Raw genomic sequence first — 17,373 nt, forward strand, 5'->3', positions numbered from 1 at the left:
GGAGCGTGCGCTGCGCGCTGCTCATCCCGTCACGTGCACGTTGAGTGTGGTTGCTCGCGCAGTTCCCCGCGCCCCTGGAGCGAGCTTCGCTTGTCCAAGGGGTGGGTCAGACTCGTTGCCAGGTCGTGCGGTCTCGGGCCATGGCGTGGAGGGCCTCCACGTCTGCTGGTTTGAGGAGGCCGCCGGAATGGGTGAGGGTCGGCAGGTCGGGGGCTGTCAGGACGCGTACGTCTCGGGGTGGTGTCTGGATCTCCACCGGTCCCGGGTCCACCAGCACCAGTGCCGCGCGCACCTCGGCCGTCAGGGCGAAGGAGGCCCGGGAGGCGTCCGCGCGGACGCGGCGGAGCAGGGGGTGGGGGGCCGCGCGGCCCGCCGCGATCAGGGGGTCCGTGATGCGGATGCGCTGTTTGCGGGCGGGCAGGACGTGCAGGGCGAACAGGCCGCCGGGGCCGATCAGCAGATGGTGGACGCACGCGCCGCCGGGCAGCGGGACCGAGTGCAGGACGCGCCAGCCGGCCGGTTCGAGGCCGTCGAGCACCTCGCCGACCTGCTGCTGCGCGGCGAGCGCCCTGCGCCGCGGGTCGACGCGCAGCCTGCGCGGGGGTGCGGGGTCCCGGTCGAGGGAGATCAGCAGTGACTCGCCCGGCCGGTTCGGCGCGAGGTCGTCGTCCGGGTGGAGACCGAGCCGGGCCAGCTCCACCGGCGTGGGCACCGGCGGCGGCCCGACCGTGAACTGCCCGGCGATGAACGGGCCGAGCACCGCGAGTACGGCCTCCCTGCTGGACTCGCTGAGCAGGTTCACCCGGGCCGCGTCCCGGTCGTACCAGGCGACGTTCGTGCCGTCCTCGCCGTAGACGTAGAGCCGCTCCTGACCGTGCCGCCAGGTCGGAATGACGCGCAGTCCGCTCATGCCCCATCACCACCCCTCCGACCATGGGAGCAGCAAGAACGGCCGCAGGCAAGAAGCCCGCAGGACGCTCCGGGCGGTGGGGAGGGCCGCCCGTGGCCGGGCGATTCGGCGGCCCCCGATCGGCCCGTTCGCGGGCTTTCGCTGCTCAACGCGTCGGACCGGCACAAGTGCCACCCCACGCCACCCCACCGGGTGCGCGCGGCCCGGCGGGCTAATAAAAAGGACCTCCCGCAGAAAAAGAACTTCCCTGACCATATGGTGTACGCGGCAGAGCGGAAGACGGCGAGCGACAGGAGCGTGGAGGCCGGTGGACATCAGGCGCGCCGGGCGTCGTCCGGCGGTGGCGCTCGCCCTTGCCGTGCCCGCCGCCGCGCTGCTGCTGTCGGGCTGCGGCGACGCGGGCGGCCTGCAGAGCGCCGGCCCCACCCCGACGGCGGTGGGCCCGCGTGAACTGTGGCCTTCCCTGACCCCCGCCTCCGCCGCGGTGGACGACTACGGGGCGGGCGAGACCGATGTGGTCAAGGGGGTCACCGTGCCGGGCGGCGATCTGCGCCGGGTGGACCCGGTCAGCGTGATCCGCGCCCAGCAGGCCGCGGACCCGGACGCGTACAAGGACATCGCGAAAGGTCTCGCCGACTGCGGCGACCCGGGGAAGCGCGGGCCCGACTGTCCCGTCCTGACCGCCTACTTCGCCGATCTGACCGGTGACGGCAAGGACGACATGGTCGTCGGCGTCAAGGCGCCGAAGCAGCAGCTCGTGGTGCGCGTGTTCATGTACCGGGACGGCACGCTGACCCAGATCATGAACGACGAGGACGCCGTGATCAGCGTCGAGCTGGCCGGGGACACCGTGGTCGTGCGGGCCGTCGCGGACCTGTCCGGGTACGAGTACCGGACCTCGTGGCAGTACGACGCCCACCAGAAGGCCATGCTGCCGACGCGGGACGAGATCGTGCGGACCGGGCCGCCGCAGACGCCCTCGGCCGACCCGACCGAGCCGCCCACCGAGGAACCGCGCGAGGAACCGTCCGCGAGCCCGTCGGCCTCCGGCTCGGCCCGCCCCTCCCCCGGCGCGTCATGACGTTCCCGGCGCGCCGGCCGCGGCTGCCCGCGTGGACCGCGTCGCTCACCTGGAAGGCGGCGGCGTTCATCACGGTGATGTGCTGTGCGCTCACCGCGCTGCTCGGGATCCTCGTGCACGTCTCGGTGACCCGGCAGACGGTGGGCGAGACCCGGGACCGGGCGCTGTCGCGGCTCGACGAGGCGGCGAAGGCGCTGGCGAACGGGGACCGGCTCGGGCCCGGCGCCTCGGTCGACCCGACGGACCTGCCCGCGGAGCTGCACGCGCTCGCGGCGCGGGGCCGGCACGGCACGATGCTCGGCCGGTCGGGCGCGCGCCCGGTGATGTGGGCGGCCGGCCCGGCCTCCGCGGCCCGGTCGGGAGAGGCGTCGAGCGTGGGCCGCGCCCTCGCCGTGGAGGTCGACTACGAGCAGAGCGCCCGCACCATCGACGGCCTCGACAACGCCATCCTCGGCTCCTCGGTGCTGGCGATCGGGGCGACGCTGCTCTTCGGGGCGTTCGCGGTGACCCGGGTGACGCGGCGGCTGCACACCACGGCGCGGGTGGCCCGCAAGATCAGCGCGGGCGATCTGGACGCCCGCGTCAACGACCCGCGCACCAAGGACCCGCAGCGCCACCAGGACGAGGTCGCCGCCGTCGCCGGGGCGCTCGACTCGATGGCCTCCTCGCTCCAGGCCCGCATCCTCACGGAGCAGCGCTTCACCGCCGACGTCGCCCATGAGCTGCGTACCCCGCTGACCGGGCTGCACGCGGCGGCCGAGCTGCTGCCGCCGGGCCGCCCCACCGAGCTGGTCCGCGACCGGGTCGCCGCGCTGCGCACGCTCACCGAGGACCTGCTGGAGATCTCCCGGCTGGATGCGCGCAGCGAGCGGGTGGAGCTGGACGCGGCCTGGCTGGGTCCGGTCGCCGAGCGGGTCGTACGGGCGTCGGGTACCGACTCCGGCCGGGCCGAGGTCGTCGTCGTACGGGACGTGTGCGTGGAGACCGACCGGCGGCGCCTGGAGCGGGTGCTCGGCAACCTCGTCGGCAACGCCCACCGGCACGGCGCCCCGCCGGTGGTGCTGACCGTCGACGGGCCGGTGATCACCGTGCGGGACCACGGCGAGGGCTATCCGGACTACCTGGTGGAGCACGGCCCGCAGCGGTTCCGCACCGAGGGCGGGGCGCGCGGGCACGGGCTGGGGCTGACCATCGCGTTCGGCCAGGCCGAGGTGCTCGGCGCGCGGCTGGAGTTCACGAACGCGGCGGACGGCGGAGCGCTGGCCACGCTGACGCTTCCGTACGACGAACCCACGCCCGCCTGAGCCCACCCCCGGCCCCGGCCCCGGGGCCACCCGCCGTGACCTTTTGCGTACGTTACGTGGCGCTTTTACTGTGAAGCACGGCTTCACACCCATTTCCGGGTACCCGCCGCACACCCTCCCCGAGGAGGCTCCATGAGCACACGGACCGCAGCCACCCGTCTCGGCATAGCCGTCGCCGCCGTCGCGACCCTGGCGGCCACCGCAGCCCCGGCGATCGCCGCCGACTCCGGCAGCGGCGGCAGCCACCCCGTCTACAAGGGCCGGGTCACGGCCAAGAGCGGTCTGAACCTGCGCGACGCCCCCACCCGGGGCAGCCGCATCGTGCGCACCGAGCCGTACAACAAGGTCGTCCCGATCTTCTGCAAGACGGGCGGCGACTCCGTCGGCGGCAACAACCTCTGGTACCTGCTGACCGACGGCACCTGGGCCTGGGGTTCGGCGAAGTACATCGCGAACATCGGCGCGGCACCCCGTTGGTGCTGACATATCCAGATATCACCGGTGAACTTGCTAGGTTCCGGTCATGACCGGAACAACGGGTTCATCGGGACCGGTGGCCACCGCGGCCACCTCCGCGGTTCCGGCCGTGCGTGTCCCCCGGCGCCGGGGCACCGAACTCGTCCTGATCGTGCTCGCCGTGCTCCTCAGCGTCTACGGCTACTGCGACGTGGGGCTCGCCAGGAACGGAACCGTTCCGCCCGGCGCCGCCGGTTACGGCGCCGGGCTCGGGGTCCTCGCGCTTCTGGCCCACTGCGCGGTCCGCTTCCGGGCCCCGTACGCCGATCCGCTGCTGCTGCCGATCGCCGTGCTGCTCAACGGCCTCGGGCTCGTCCTGATCTACCGGCTCGACCTGGAGACCCCGTCCTCGGACGCGGCCCCGACCCAGCTGGTCTGGTCGACGCTCGGCATCGGCCTGTTCATCGCGTTCGTGGTCTTCCTGCGCCACCACCGCGTCCTCCAGCGGTACGCGTATCTGTCGGTGGTCGCGGCGCTGATCCTGATGATCCTGCCGATCTTCTTCCCCGCCGTGAACGGCGCCCGCATCTGGATCCAGATCGGCGGCTTCTCCATCCAGCCCGGCGAGTTCGCGAAGATCCTGCTCGCGGTCTTCTTCGCCAGTTATCTCGCGGCCAACCGCAACGCCCTGCGCTACACCGGCAAGAAGGTGTGGCGCTTCCAGTTCCCCACCATGCGGGTGTTCGCCCCGATCCTCGTCATCTGGCTGCTGAGCGTCGGCGTGCTGGTCCTGGAGACCGACCTCGGTACGTCGCTGCTCTTCTTCGGCCTGTTCATCGTGATGCTCTACGTGGCGACGGGCCGCGGGAGCTGGATCGCCATCGGGCTCGTGCTGGCCGCCGCGGGCGCGGTCCTCGTCGGGTCGTTCGAGCCGCATGTGCACAGCCGCGTCCAGGACTGGCTGAACCCTTTCGCCTCCATCGACGCGGGCGAGGGCGCGGGTCAGCTCGCCCAGTCGCTGTTCGCGTTCGCCTGGGGCGGGATGCTCGGCACCGGGCTCGGCATGGGCCACTCCATCCTCATCGGCTTCGCCGCCAAGTCGGACTTCATCCTGGCGACGGCGGGCGAGGAGCTGGGCCTGGCCGGGCTGACCGCGATCTTCCTGCTGTACGCGCTTCTGGTGGAGCGGGGCTACCGGGCCGGGCTGGCGCTGCGCGACCCGTTCGGCCGACTGCTCGCGGTCGGTCTCGCCTCGATCGTCGCGCTCCAGGTGTTCGTCATCGCGGGCGGGGTGATGGGGCTGATCCCGCTGACCGGCATGGCGATGCCGTTCCTCGCGCAGGGCGGCTCGTCCCTCGTCACCAACTGGGTCATCGTCGCGATCCTCGTACGGATCAGTGACTCGGCGCGTGGCGCGATGCTCCCCGAGGGCTCCCAGGAGGCCCGCCCGTGACCAAGTACATCCGCCGCGCGTCGGTCTTCTGCTTCGTCCTGCTGGTCGCGCTGCTCCTGAACGCGGCCCGGGTCCAGGTCTTCGAGGCGCAGTCGCTGGACGACAACTCGGCGAACCGGCGCGAGACCATCCAGCGCTACGACCAGCCGCGCGGGAACATCCTGGTGCAGGGCAAGCCGGTCACCGGCTCGCGGGACACCGGCGGGACGTACAAGTACGAGCGGACCTACCAGCACGGGCCGATGTACGCGCCCGTCACCGGGTACGCCTCGCAGACGTACGGCACGACGTTCGTGGAGAGCGCCGAGGACGACGTGCTGTCCGGCACCGACGCGATGCTGTCGACGGTCCCCTTCTGGAACGAGATCTCGCGGTTCCAGAACCCGGGCGGCGACGTCGAGACGACCATCAACGCGGCCGCGCAGAAGGCGGCCTACGACGGGCTCGGCGGCAAGAAGGGCGCCGTCGCGGCGATCGACCCGGCGACCGGGAAGATCCTCGCGCTGGTCTCCACGCCGTCGTACGACCCCGGGAACATCGCGGGCACCGGGCAGTCCGACGTGGACGCCTGGGAGAGCCTGAACGCGTCGTCGCGGCGGCCGATGCTGAACCGGGCGATCCGGGAGACCTATCCGCCGGGCTCGACGTTCAAGGTGGTCACGGCGGCGGCGGTGCTGGAGAACGGCGTCGTCGACGGGACCGGCACGGCGACCCGCACCCCGTCCCCGTACACCCTGCCGGGCACGACCACCCAGCTGACGAACGAGTCCTCGTCCGACGCCTGCGAGAACGCCACCCTGGAGTACGCGATGGCGGCCTCCTGCAACACCGTGTTCGCCAACCTCGGGGTGAAGGTCGGGCTCTCCGGCATGGTGAAGATGGCGCAGAACTTCGGGTTCAACGACACGAAGATGCGGATCCCGATGACCGCCGCCAAGTCGAACTTCGACACGGACATGGACAAGGCGCAGCTCGCGCTCTCCTCCATCGGCCAGTTCGACACGGCGGCCACTCCGCTCCAGATGGCGATGGTCTCGGCGGCCGTCGCCAACGGCGGAACCCTGATGCAGCCGCACCTGGTGGACAGGACCACGAAGAAGAACGGCACGACGGTGTCGACCACCGACAACAAGAGCTACCAGCAGGTCATGTCGGCCTACACCGCGACGCAGCTCCAGCAGCTGATGGTCGATGTCGTCACCAAGGGCACGGGCACCAACGCGCAGATCCCGGGCGTGACGGTCGGCGGCAAGACCGGCACCGCGCAGAACGGCGTGAACAACGAGGGCGTGCCGTACGCCTGGTTCATCTCCTACGCGCAGGGGCCCGACGCCTCCACCCCGCAGGTGGCGGTCGCCGTGGTGGTCGAGGACGCCTCGGCGAACCGGGCGGACATCAGCGGCGGCGGCAGCGCGGCGCCCATCGCCCGGTCGGTGATGGAGGCCGTGCTCGACACCTCGGGCTCCTGATCGGTCCCCGTAGCGACGGCCGGAATGGCCCTGCACAGACGGGCCGTGGCCGCCTAGGTTCCCGATCATGACGACCTACGAACTCGCGCAGGTGAACATCGGCCGGCTCACGGCGCCGCTCGACGCCCCCGAGATGAAGGACTTCACCAACAACCTGGAGCCGGTGAACGCGGTCGCCGACGCGTCGGACGGCTTCGTGTGGCGTCTCCAGGGCGATGGCGGGGACGCGACCGATCTTCGGATCTACGGGGACGAGTGGCTGCTCGTGAACATGTCGGTGTGGCGGGACGCGGAAGCGCTGAAAGCCTTCATGTACCAGGGTGTGCACCGTGAACTCCTCGCCCGCAGAAGGGAGTTCTTCGAGCGGCTGAGCGAGGCGGTCACCGCTCTGTGGTGGGTGCCGGCCGGGCACCGGCCGACGGTGGAGGAGGCCGAGGACCGGCTCACGCGGCTGCGCGAGCACGGCCCCACGGACTACGCCTTCACCCTGCGGGCGTCGTTCAGCCCACCGGCTGCCTGATCTCCTCGCGGATCTTCGCGGCCGTCTCGGCGGCCGCGTCGAGGTCGACGTCCTGCGGGTTCTTCGTGGCGGTCTCCGCGGTGATCTCACCGATGGAGGCGCCGGTGTTGCCGTCGACCCAGGCGCACATCGGCATGGTGATCTTCGTGACGCCGCTGCTCTGGGTCAGCACCTCGCAGGTGATGGTGACGTCGGTGCCGGACGGGTGGAAGTCCTTCGGGGCGACGGCGACCGAGGCGTTGTCGGACTCGGCGGCGCCCTTCATCATGTTCTTCCGCGCGTCGTCGGTGTTCTTGAACCGGCCGTACATGCCGGAGATGACGAGCACGCCCTTGTTCTGGTCGCCGCCCAGCGCGTACTGGCCGATGGCGGCCTTGGTGTCCCGCGCGTCCCAGGCGCCGTCCGCCTCGTCCTCCAGAGCCTGGCCCTTGGACGCGGACAGGTCCTGCACCAGCTCGTACTTCTCGTCGAGCACCTTCTCGGGCAGCGTCAGCCTGTACTTCGCCTCGGGGAAGCCGGCGTCCGACTTCAGGCCGACGTACGCCAGCGCGCCCAGACCCAGCGCGACCACGACGACGACGCCGACGACGATCCCGATGATCATCCCGACGCGACGCTTCGGCGGGGGCGGGGGTGCGCCCCATTGCGGGGCGCCCTGGTACTGCTGCTGCGGGAAGCCCGGGTAGGCGGGGGGCTGCTGGCCGTACGGGGGCTGCGGCTGGCCGTAGGGGCCGGGCTGCTGGCCGTACGGGTTCGGGTTCGGGTTCGGGTTCGGGTTCGGGTTCGGCTGCTGCGAGGGCGGTGGTGGCGTGGACACGCCCGAACGCTACTCCATCCGGAGGATGCCGGGTTCGTGATATCTCGGAGTTGTCGGGCGCGGGTGGGTTGTCGTCCGTCCGCGGGCCGTGGCCGCTTCTCGCGCAGTTCCCCGCGCCCCTGAGGCGAGCTGCGCTCGCTCAGGGGCGCGGGGCTCAGCCCGCTTCCCCGGAGCGGATGGCGTCCCGCACCTCGGTGACCCGGGCCTGTTCCTCGGCCGCGAAGCGTTCCGCGTCCAGCTTCTCCGCGATCTCCTCGTCCTGGGCCATCAGCAGGTCGAGGTTGGAGTTGCCCATCTCGAAGACGCCCATGTCCACGTACGCCTGCTGGAGCCGTTTGCCCCACAGGCCGATGTCCTTGACGCACGGGACGATCCGGGAGAACAGCAACTGGCGGAACATGGCGAGGAATTCGGACTCCTCGCTGTACTGCTCGGCCTGCGCCTTCGGGATGCCGAAGTTCTCCAGGACCTCGACCCCGCGCAGCCGGTCGCGCATCAGGTAGCAGCCCTCGATCACGAACTCCTCGCGCTCGCGCAGCTCGGCGTCGGTGAGCTGGCTGTAGTAGTCGCGCAGCGCCATGCGCCCGAAGGCGACGTGCCGGGCCTCGTCCTGCATGACGTAGGCGAGGATCTGCTTCGGCAGCGGCTTGTCGGTGGTGTCGCGGATCAGCCCGAACGCGGCGAGGGCGAGCCCCTCGATCAGCACCTGCATGCCCAGGTACGGCATGTCCCAGCGGGAGTCGCGCAGGGTGTCGCCGAGGAGTGCCTGGAGGTTGTCGTTGATGGGGTAGAGCATCCCCATCTTCTCGTGGAGGAAGCGGCCGTAGATCTCGGCGTGCCGCGCCTCGTCCATGGTCTGGGTCGCCGAGTAGAACTTGGCGTCGAGGTCCGGGACCGACTCGACGATGCGGGCCGCGCACACCATCGCGCCCTGCTCGCCGTGCAGGAACTGGCTGAACTGCCAGGACGCGTAGTGCTTGCGCAGTTCCCCCTTGTCCTTGTCGGTCATCTTGGCCCAGTACGGCGTGCCGTACAGGGACATCGACTCGTCCGGGGTACCCAGGGGGTCGTACGGATCGACCTCCAGGTCCCAGTCGATGCGTTTGGCACCGTCCCACTGCTTGTCCTTGCCCTTCTGGTACAGGGCCAGCAGACGGTCGCGTCCGTCGTCGTATTCCCAGCTGAGGCGGGCCGAACTGGCCGATGGAACCTGCCAGTTGGGCTCACCCACGGCTTCGGTGTACAGCTCATGGGTCGACATACCGGCAGGCTCACACGGTGGTAGACGCGCGGTCAACAAGTCGTGCGCAAGGGATTGACGCCCTTACTGACGCGCAGTCTCATAAGAGGGACGGACCGATGTGACTGGCGGTAACTCACGCACAGGGATGGGGAGTCAGCGATGACCACCGTGACTGAAGCCGACGCGCTCGAAGGGCTGCGGGACGCGCTCGGTCTGCTCAAGGACCGGGAGCAGGTGGCCGAGCGGCTGCTCGATTCCTCCGCGAAGCACTCCTTCGACCCGGACAAGGAGCTGGACTGGGACGCGCCGTTCGAGGACGGCAAGTGGTTCTGGCCGCCGGAGCTGGTCTCGCTGTACGACACCCCGCTGTGGAAGCGGATGAGCGAGGAGCAGCGGATCGAGCTGTCGAAGCACGAGGCGGCGGCGCTCGCCTCGCTCGGCATCTGGTTCGAGCTGATCCTGATGCAGTTGCTCGTCCGGCACGTCTACGACAAGGCGGCGACGAGCGCCCACGTCCGGTACGCGCTCACCGAGATCGAGGACGAGTGCCGGCACTCGAAGATGTTCGCGCGGCTGATCACGCGCGGCGGGACCCCGCACTATCCGGTGGCCCGCGTCCACCACAACCTCGGCCGGCTGTTCAAGACGATCTCGACGACGCCGGGGTCGTTCACGGCGACGCTGCTCGGGGAGGAGATCCTCGACTGGATGCAGCGGCTGACGTTCCCGGACGAGCGGGTGCAGACGCTGATCCGGGGCGTGACCCGCATCCATGTCGTCGAGGAGGCGCGGCACGTGCGGTACGCGCGTGAGGAGCTGCGGCGCCAGATGGTGACGGCGCCGAGGTGGTCGCAGGAGTTCACGCGGCTCACCTCGGGCGAGTTCGCGCGGGTCTTCTCGGTGGCCTTCATCAACCCCGAGGTGTACGCGAACGTGGGGCTCGACCAGAAGGAGGCCATGGCCCAGGTCAAGGCGTCGGGGCACCGCCGCGAGATCATGCAGACCGGGGCGAGGCGGCTCACCGACTTCCTGGACGACATCGGCGTCCTGCGCGGCCCCGGCCGCCAGCTGTGGCGCGCCTCCGGGCTGCTGGCCTGAGCCCGGTGAGACGCCGAGTGCGGATCCGGGCGGGGCTGGTCGCGCGGTTCCCCGCGCCCCTGAAACTTGCTCCGCTCGCCCGGGGCGGCCACGCCCCCGCCCCGTTACCCTGCGAAGCATGACCTCGGCAACCGGTACGCCCGCCTACAAACGGCTCAGTGTCGAGGAGCGGCGGGCCCAACTCCTCGAAGCGGCGCTGTCGTTGTTCGCTCACCGGGCGCCGGAGGAGGTCTCCCTCGACGACGTGGCGGAGGCCGCCGGCGTGTCCCGCCCGCTGGTGTACCGCTACTTCCCGGGCGGCAAGCAGCAGCTCTACGAGGCCGCGCTGCGCTCGGCGGCGGACGAGCTGAAGCAGTGCTTCGCGGAGCCCGCCGAGGGCCCTCTGACGACCCGGCTCGCGCGGGCGCTCGACCGCTATCTCGCCTTCGTCGATCTGCACGACACGGGGTTCGCAGCGCTGCTCCAGGGCGGCAGCGTCGTGGAGACCTCGCGGACCACGGCGATCGTCGACGGGGTACGGCGGGCCGCGGCCGAGCACATCCTCAGCCACCTCGCGGCCGAGGTGCCCGGCGCCCGGCTGCGGATGACGGTCCGGATGTGGATCACGGCGGTCGAGGCGGCCTCCCTCATCTGGCTCGACGAGGGCAAGGAGCCGCCGCTGGACGAGCTGCGCGACGGCCTCGTGGACCAGTTCATGGCGGTCCTCGCCGCGACTGCGGGCCGCGACCGGCAGACCGCCGACGTCGTGCGCCACGCGCTCGCCCTGGAGACCCCGGACGGGCCGGTCGGCGAGCTGGCGCGGCGGGTGCTGCACGTGGTGACCGACGCGACCCACCTGCTGTGACCGGGCGGGGCATGCGTTACTGGTAGGCGTGAAGAGCGAAGACATCCCCTTTGCCGGCGGCCCCCTCGACGGCCGCAGCCTGCCGGTCCTCGTCACCGCCACCGGCAATCCGCCCAAGGTGTACCGGGTGCCGGTGCCGGACCCGGACGGCGGGCCCGACACCGTCCTCGTCTATGTGCGCGAGCCCGTGCCCGACGGGCGGGCGGTGCGGCTGGTGCAGAAGTGGCGGTACGCGTTCGCGCCGGACGGGAAGGTGGAGCGCTCGGTGAAGTGGCCCTGGACGAAGAAGCCCCGGCCGGCGCAGGACCCGCAGGACCCCGCGTAAAGGCGGCTCGCCGGGCGCCCCCTCAAGGGGTGGTGTGGTTGGGCCGATCCGCGCAGCCCTCCGGGCGGACGAGGTGGCTGTCTGTTGATGTTCACGGTGCGGGCCGGCACCGGGGCCGCCCGCACCGGAGGTGACATGGTGTCAGGCAGTGTGGTGCGGTGGGTGTGCACGGCGGCCGTGGCGGGGGCGCTGCTGTCCCCCTCCACCGCGGGCGCGGCGCCCGCCCCCGGCGGAGACCGCTCCGTGGCGGACCTCCTGACGGACCTTCAGGGCCTGTACCGGCAGGCCGAGGAGGCCACGGAGACGTACAACGCGACGGCCGAGCAGCTCAAGGAGCGCCGCAAGGCCGCCGACGACCTGTCCGGCAAGCTGGCCGCCGCGCGGGGCGCGCTGTACGACAGCCGGGTGGCGGCGGGGCGACTGGCCCGCCAGCAGTACCAGGGGCGCAGCGAGATCTCTCCGTATGTGCGGCTGCTGCTGGCCCGTGATCCGGAGCACGCCATCGACCAGGGCCATGTGCTGCGACGGGCCGCGCGCGAGCAGGAGGCGACCGTCGACCGGCTCGTGGGCAGCGAGAAGAAGGCCGACGCGGTGGCGACGAGGGCGCGGGCCGCGCTGGACGAGGAGTTGCAGCTCGCAGCCCGGCAGAAGAAGGAACGGGACGCGGTGCAGGCCCGGCTGAAGCAGGTCGAGGAGCTGCTCGCGTCGCTGACGGCCGACCAGCTCAGCGAGATGGCCCGCCTGGAGGACGCCGGGATGGCGGACGCGCAGCGGACGTTCATGGCGTCGGGGGCGCTCAGTTCGGTGGGCCGCTCGCCGTCGAAGGCCGGGGACGCGGCGCTCGCGTACGCCGTGCGGCAGATCGGTAAGCCGTACGTGTGGGGCGCCGAGGGCCCGTCCTCGTACGACTGCTCCGGGCTCACCTCGCAGGCGTGGGCGCACGCGGGGCGGCCGGTCCCCCGCACCTCGCAGGAGCAGTGGGCGACGCTGCCGAAGGTGCCGCTGTCGGAGCTGCGGCCCGGGGACCTGGTCGTGTACTTCCCCAAGGCGACCCACGTGGCGATGTATCTCGGCGACGGCATGGTGGTGCAGGCGCCACGGCCCGGGGCCACGGTGAAGGTCTCCCCCATCGCCGCGAACCCCCTGCTGGGGGCGGTGCGACCGGATCCCGGTGCCGCCGCGATGACCGGGTACCGGGCACCGGAGCTGCCGCCGGACGCGATGACGGGCGGCGACGCCGGGTACGCCGCGGCGGGCGCCCCGGCCTCGGACTAGGGCCTGTCCCGGCTCTCAGTGCCGAGCCCGGGGAACATCCGGGGGATCAGGGCCGCGGCCGCCGTGCCGGAGGCGGCGAAGGACACGGCCGTGGCCCATCCGGCCGGGCCCAGCGGAGTGCAGCCGAAGAACTGGCTGACCCCCGGGGTCTGCACCACGGCGGCCAGCGCGGCGGCCGATCCCAGGCCCGCCGCGAGGACCGTCGGGCTGCGCGGCGCCGTCAGCAGGGTCTGGCCGAGCTGCGCGCCGACCAGGGCGAGCAGGGCGATCGTGCGGGCCCTGGCCGGGCGCCCGGTGCGGCGGGCCAGCAGCCAGGCCGCGAGTGCGGCGAGCGCGGTGGCGCCCGCGCGGACCCCGGTCTCCCGGGCGAGCGCCGCCCCCAGCGAGATCTCCGGGCCTTCTTTGAGGGGCCCTTTGTCCACCGGGCCGCGGGGCGTCCGGGTGGCCACCGCCACCGCGGGGGCCAGGTCGGTGAAGAGGTTGACCAGCAGCAACTGCCGTGCGGTGAGCGGCGACTGGCCGGTGAGCGCGGCCGCGGCCACGGTGAACGCGATCTCCCCGAGGTTCCCGCCCACCAGGATCGCCAGTGCCTGACGCACCGTCACCCACAGGGCGCGGCCCTCGATCAGCGCGACGAGGACGGGTTCGATACGGCCGTTGGTGACCACGAGGTCGGCCGCCGCGCGGGCGGCCGGGGTGCTGCGGCTGCCGAAGGCGATGCCGACGTCGGCCAGCCGGATGGCGGGCGCGTCGTTGGCGCCGTCGCCGGTCATGGCCACGGTCCGCCCCATGCGCTGGAACGCCTGCACGACGCGGACCTTGTGGTGCGGGGTGGCGCGGGCGACCACGCCGACCGCGGGGAGGATCTCGGTGAGCTTGTCGTCGTCGAGGTGGTCGAGTTCGGTGCCGCTGACGACACGGTGGCCGTCGACCACACCGAGCTCCCGGGCGATCGCCTCGGCGGTGTCCGGATGGTCTCCGGTGATCATCACGATGTGCACGCCGGCGTCCACGAGCCGGGCGATCTGGGTGCCCGCTCCCCCGCGCACCTGGTCCACGAGGGCCAGGAAGCCGAGGAACTCCAGGCCGTCGACGTCCTCGTCGGTCAGCTCGGTGTCGTCCGGCGGGTCCGCCCCGGCGGGCCCGCTCCGCTCGGCGACGGCCAGGACGCGGTGTCCGGCCCCGGCGAGCTTCTCCCCCTCGGCCAGCACCTCCTGCCGGCCCGCCCGGTCCAGCGGCCGCCCGTCGCGTGCCGTGCAGCGCTCCACGACCTGCTCCGGCGCCCCCTTCACGGAGAGCAGGACCCGGCCCCGGCTCCGGCCCAGTACGGCGTGGAAGCCGCGGCTCGGCTCGAACGCGAGGGAGACGGTGGGCTTCCACCCGGGCGCCGCGGTGTCCCGGCGCACGCCGTGCGCGCGGAGTGCGGCGGCGACGGCCTGGTCGGTGGCGTGGGCGAGGCGGCGGCTGCCGCGGGCGCGGGGCGTGGCCCGCAGGCCCGCGGCGAGGACCGCGCGGTGGGCCGGTTCGCGGCTGCTCAGCGCCAGGGTGCGGCCCCGGGCGTGGACGGAGACGAGTTCGAGCCGCCCGTGGGTGAGCGTGCCGGTCTTGTCGAAGCACAGCACGTCGGTGCGGCCGGCCGCCTCGATGGTCCGGGCGTCCCGTACGAAGACACCGTGCTCGGCGAGCCTGCGCGCGGCGGCCAGCTGCGCGGCCGTGACCAGGAACGGCAGCCCCTCCGGGACGCTCGCCACGGCGAGCCCGACGGCCGCGCCGATGGTCTCGCGGACCGGACGGCCGCGGACCAGGCCCGCCGCCACCACGGCGCCGGCCGAGGCGAGCGCCGCCGGGAGCGCGGCCCGGGTGATCCGGGCGAGGCGGCGCTCCACCCCGGTCTGCGGGGCGTCGTCGATGTCCTGGGTGGCGCGCCCGGCCTCGGTGGCCTCGCCGGTGGCGACGACGACGGCACGGGCGTGCCCCGCGGCGAGCGTCGTGCCCTCGTGGACCATGGACGTGCGCTCGGCGGGATGCCGGGCGAGCACGGGGGCGGCCGACTTCGCCACGGGGAGGGACTCGCCGGTCAGCGCCGACTCGTCGGCCTCCACCCCGTCGGCCACGAGGAGCCGGCAGTCCGCGGGCACCGCGTCGCCCGCGCGCAGCGTCACGACGTCCCCGACCACCAGCTGTTCGGCGGCGATCTCGGTCTCCGCGCCGTCGCGCACGACCCGGGCCGGGATCACCGCCCGGTGGTACAGGCGGGCCGCCGTCCGGTCGGCCAGATAGCGCTGGACGCCGCCGATCAGGCCGGAGACACCGGTCACGGCCAGGATCATCGAGGCGTCGAGGACGGCGCCCACGGCGGCGGACAGCGCGGCCCCGCCGACGAGGACCGGGGTGAGCGGATTGGCCGTCTCGGTCACGAACGCCCGCCCCAGGGAGGGCCGCGGGGCCGCTCGCTTCGACGGCCTCGCGCGCTCCCGTGCCTGATCGGCCGTCAGCCCCTGTTCCCGGCTGCCGGTCCTGGCCAGCACCGTGGCCGGGTCCATCGCGTGCCACGGGTCGCGCGCCACCGACACCGGGTCCGGGCGGGCCAGCACCCGGGCCGCGGACCACACCCCGGCGGCCATGCCCAGGGCGCCGCTCCCGTTGACCGCCAGCAGGAAGTGCCCGAGCGGCCGGCGGGCGGTCTGCACCGCGGTCATCGCCACGCCGAGCCCGGCCGAGGTCTGGGCGAGCCGCACGCCCCACCCGGAGACGGACCGCGCGGACGCGCACGCCGCCAGCAGCACCGCCGCCCGCCCGGGCTCCGTACCGACGTGGACGGCGGCGCCCCAAGGAGGCGCCCCGGTGTCCGAGGTGAGGCCGACGCCGATGTCGGCGGCCGCCAGGGCCGCCCGCCGCCGGGACACCAACAGGACGCCCGAGCCGTCGCGTTGGGCCGCGCGGACGGAGGCGACGAGCCGCTCGCCGCCCTCGACCGTGCGCTCCCCCGCGGGCGCCCCGGGGGGCTCCGGGTCGGCCCGGGTGATCAGCACCTGGAGTCCGGCCCGGCGCGCCGCGCGGACCAGCCCGCTCGACGCCTCGTCCACCTCGGGCACCACCCCGGCCAGGGCGAGCAGCCGGCCCTCCCGTACGAGGCCGAGTACCCGGCGTGCGCCGCCGCGTTCGAGCCGGGTGCGCGCCTCGGAGTAGGCGGTGTACGACCGCGTACGCGTGGGGTCCGGACGCGGGCAGCGGTCCACCGCGTCGAGCAGCCACGGGCCGTCCTCGTGGCGCTGGTCGAGGCGCCTCGGGTCGAACAGCCGGTGGGCCACGGCGGCCGACTCCGCCGCGCTGTCGCTGTCACCACCGTCGCCGTCGCCTTCGCCGTCGGCTTCGAGGAGAACCAGGTCGGTGAGTTGGTGGCCGCCCGTCATGAGCGCCTCGGTGTCGAGGAGCGCGATGTCGACCCGGTCGAGTCGTCGCAGGGCACCGGCGTCGGTGACGAGCAGCCCGCGCCGGGACAGCCCACGGGCCAGCACGGACGCGAAGGCCTCCCGGGCCAGCCAGGGCGCCTTCGGGATCACCGCCACGGCCGCCCCGACCGCGCGCAGCGGCCGGCCCGTCAGGGCCAGCGACCCGCCGAAAGCGCCGACGGCCACGGCCGTCGCGCGGTCGGCGTACCGCTCGACAGGGCCACGGCGCAGGGGCACCTCGCGCGGTGTCTCCCGCTCGTCCTGAGCGGCGAACCGGTCCGGGGTGCCGGTGAGCCGGGGCTCCGCCGCCCGCCAGGCGGCCCGCTGCGCGAGCAGTTCCAGCAGGCGCAGGGCATGGCGTGCGGCGTCCACGCCGAGGCCGAGGCCGATCTCGGAGCCCGCGTTGGCGGCGGCGCCGAGCAGGGCGCGGGCCGTCTCCGTGTCGTGCAGCCCGAGCGCGCGCTCCGCCGAGCGGCGCAGCCGGGGCTGTGCGTCCAGCGCGCTCAGCACCGAGACCACGACGGTGGGGACCGGGGTGCGGCCGGCCAGCCGGCCCAGGACGGCCACCGGCAGGGCGGCCAGGTGAGCGGCGAGCACCAGCCGGGCGCGCCGGGCCGGCACCGGGGAGAGCGGGTGGCCCGGCAGCGGGCCGTCGGCGGCGTGCTCGCGCTCCACCGCGTCGACGGTGTCGGCCAGCGCGCCGAGCAGCGCGTCGGTGGCGTCCTCGGTGGCGACGACGGCGTGGCCCAGGGTGTGGTTCACCGCCGCCCAGCGCACGCCGGGCACGCCGGAGAGCCGCTGCTCGCAGGCGGCTGCGAGCGGGGCGCCCCGGGGGCCGTCGAGCCCCCGCAGCGCGATGTGCACCCGCTCACCGCGGACCCGGATGCGGGAGTCCGGAGACTCCCGCAGGCCCGAGAGGAGCGAGGTGAACAGCGCGGCCGGCCGGGCGGTTGCGAGATCCCACATCGTGCGGCCCACCTTCCCCCGGCCGCAGGGCCTGGAGGTAGGTATCGTCCCGCACGGCCGCCCCCGGGGCACGGCTTCATTCCGGCCGTCCGGCCCCGAGCGGCCGGGCGAACCGGAATGCGGGTGTGAGCCGGGCGGGCGGGGGTACGCACACCGCTCT

The 17,373-nt window shown here is 73.3% G+C and carries 14 protein-coding genes; 10 read left to right on the forward strand and 4 right to left on the reverse strand.

The window, feature by feature from the left end:
- Positions 1-106: 106 nt before the first annotated feature.
- On the reverse strand, positions 107-910 hold the full coding sequence (locus tag K377_RS27745; RefSeq protein WP_111666289.1) for a nuclease-related domain-containing protein: 804 nt from the start codon (positions 908-910) through the stop codon (positions 107-109).
- Between the two features lie 307 nt (positions 911-1,217).
- On the opposite strand from K377_RS27745, the gene K377_RS27750 reads away from it, so the two are divergent.
- From K377_RS27750 to K377_RS27775, 6 genes are all read left to right on the forward strand, one after another.
- Positions 1,218-1,991 (forward strand): hypothetical protein, encoded by a 774-nt coding sequence (locus tag K377_RS27750; protein WP_111666290.1) that lies wholly within the window; start codon positions 1,218-1,220, stop codon positions 1,989-1,991.
- On the forward strand, positions 1,988-3,295 hold the full coding sequence (locus tag K377_RS27755) for a HAMP domain-containing sensor histidine kinase (RefSeq protein ID WP_111666291.1): 1,308 nt from the start codon (positions 1,988-1,990) through the stop codon (positions 3,293-3,295). The genes K377_RS27750 and K377_RS27755 overlap by 4 nt, the downstream gene beginning before the upstream one ends.
- 132 nt (positions 3,296-3,427) lie before the next feature.
- Positions 3,428-3,778, forward strand: a complete 351-nt coding sequence (locus K377_RS27760) for an SH3 domain-containing protein (RefSeq protein ID WP_111666292.1) — start codon at positions 3,428-3,430, stop codon at positions 3,776-3,778.
- Positions 3,779-3,818: 40 nt separating this feature from the next.
- A complete protein-coding gene (locus tag K377_RS27765) occupies positions 3,819-5,204 on the forward strand; it encodes an FtsW/RodA/SpoVE family cell cycle protein (RefSeq protein WP_111666293.1) in 1,386 nt (461 codons plus the stop codon).
- Positions 5,201-6,673 (forward strand): penicillin-binding protein 2, encoded by a 1,473-nt coding sequence (locus K377_RS27770; protein WP_111666294.1) that lies wholly within the window; start codon positions 5,201-5,203, stop codon positions 6,671-6,673. The genes K377_RS27765 and K377_RS27770 overlap by 4 nt, the downstream gene beginning before the upstream one ends.
- 67 nt (positions 6,674-6,740) lie before the next feature.
- The gene (locus K377_RS27775) at positions 6,741-7,193 is read left to right on the forward strand and encodes a DUF3291 domain-containing protein (RefSeq protein WP_111666295.1); all 453 of its coding nucleotides are present in this window, start codon (positions 6,741-6,743) and stop codon (positions 7,191-7,193) included.
- Here K377_RS27775 and K377_RS27780 read toward each other — a convergent pair.
- A complete protein-coding gene (locus K377_RS27780; protein ID WP_111666296.1) occupies positions 7,174-8,010 on the reverse strand; it encodes a hypothetical protein in 837 nt (278 codons plus the stop codon). The genes K377_RS27775 and K377_RS27780 overlap by 20 nt on opposite strands.
- Before the next feature lie 154 nt (positions 8,011-8,164).
- Positions 8,165-9,271 (reverse strand): ferritin-like domain-containing protein, encoded by a 1,107-nt coding sequence (locus tag K377_RS27785; RefSeq protein WP_111666297.1) that lies wholly within the window; start codon positions 9,269-9,271, stop codon positions 8,165-8,167.
- A gap of 141 nt (positions 9,272-9,412) precedes the next feature.
- On the opposite strand from K377_RS27785, the gene K377_RS27790 reads away from it, so the two are divergent.
- From K377_RS27790 to K377_RS27805, 4 genes are all read left to right on the forward strand, one after another.
- The gene (locus K377_RS27790; protein ID WP_111666298.1) at positions 9,413-10,351 is read left to right on the forward strand and encodes a diiron oxygenase; all 939 of its coding nucleotides are present in this window, start codon (positions 9,413-9,415) and stop codon (positions 10,349-10,351) included.
- 118 nt (positions 10,352-10,469) lie between these two features.
- Entirely contained in the window at positions 10,470-11,195 is a 726-nt protein-coding gene (locus K377_RS27795) for a TetR/AcrR family transcriptional regulator (protein WP_111666299.1), read from the forward strand.
- A 28-nt stretch (positions 11,196-11,223) separates the two neighbouring features.
- Positions 11,224-11,520: a hypothetical protein gene (locus K377_RS27800; RefSeq protein ID WP_111666300.1), complete on the forward strand. Its 297-nt coding sequence runs from the start codon at positions 11,224-11,226 to the stop codon at positions 11,518-11,520.
- A 138-nt stretch (positions 11,521-11,658) separates the two neighbouring features.
- Positions 11,659-12,795: a C40 family peptidase gene (locus tag K377_RS27805; RefSeq protein ID WP_161195194.1), complete on the forward strand. Its 1,137-nt coding sequence runs from the start codon at positions 11,659-11,661 to the stop codon at positions 12,793-12,795.
- Here K377_RS27805 and K377_RS27810 read toward each other — a convergent pair.
- On the reverse strand, positions 12,792-17,213 hold the full coding sequence (locus K377_RS27810) for an HAD-IC family P-type ATPase (RefSeq protein ID WP_111666301.1): 4,422 nt from the start codon (positions 17,211-17,213) through the stop codon (positions 12,792-12,794). The genes K377_RS27805 and K377_RS27810 overlap by 4 nt on opposite strands.
- Positions 17,214-17,373: the final 160 nt, after the last annotated feature.

The organism is Streptomyces sp. PsTaAH-137 (assembly GCF_003259365.1).
Taxonomy (GTDB): Bacteria; Actinomycetota; Actinomycetes; order Streptomycetales; family Streptomycetaceae; genus Streptomyces.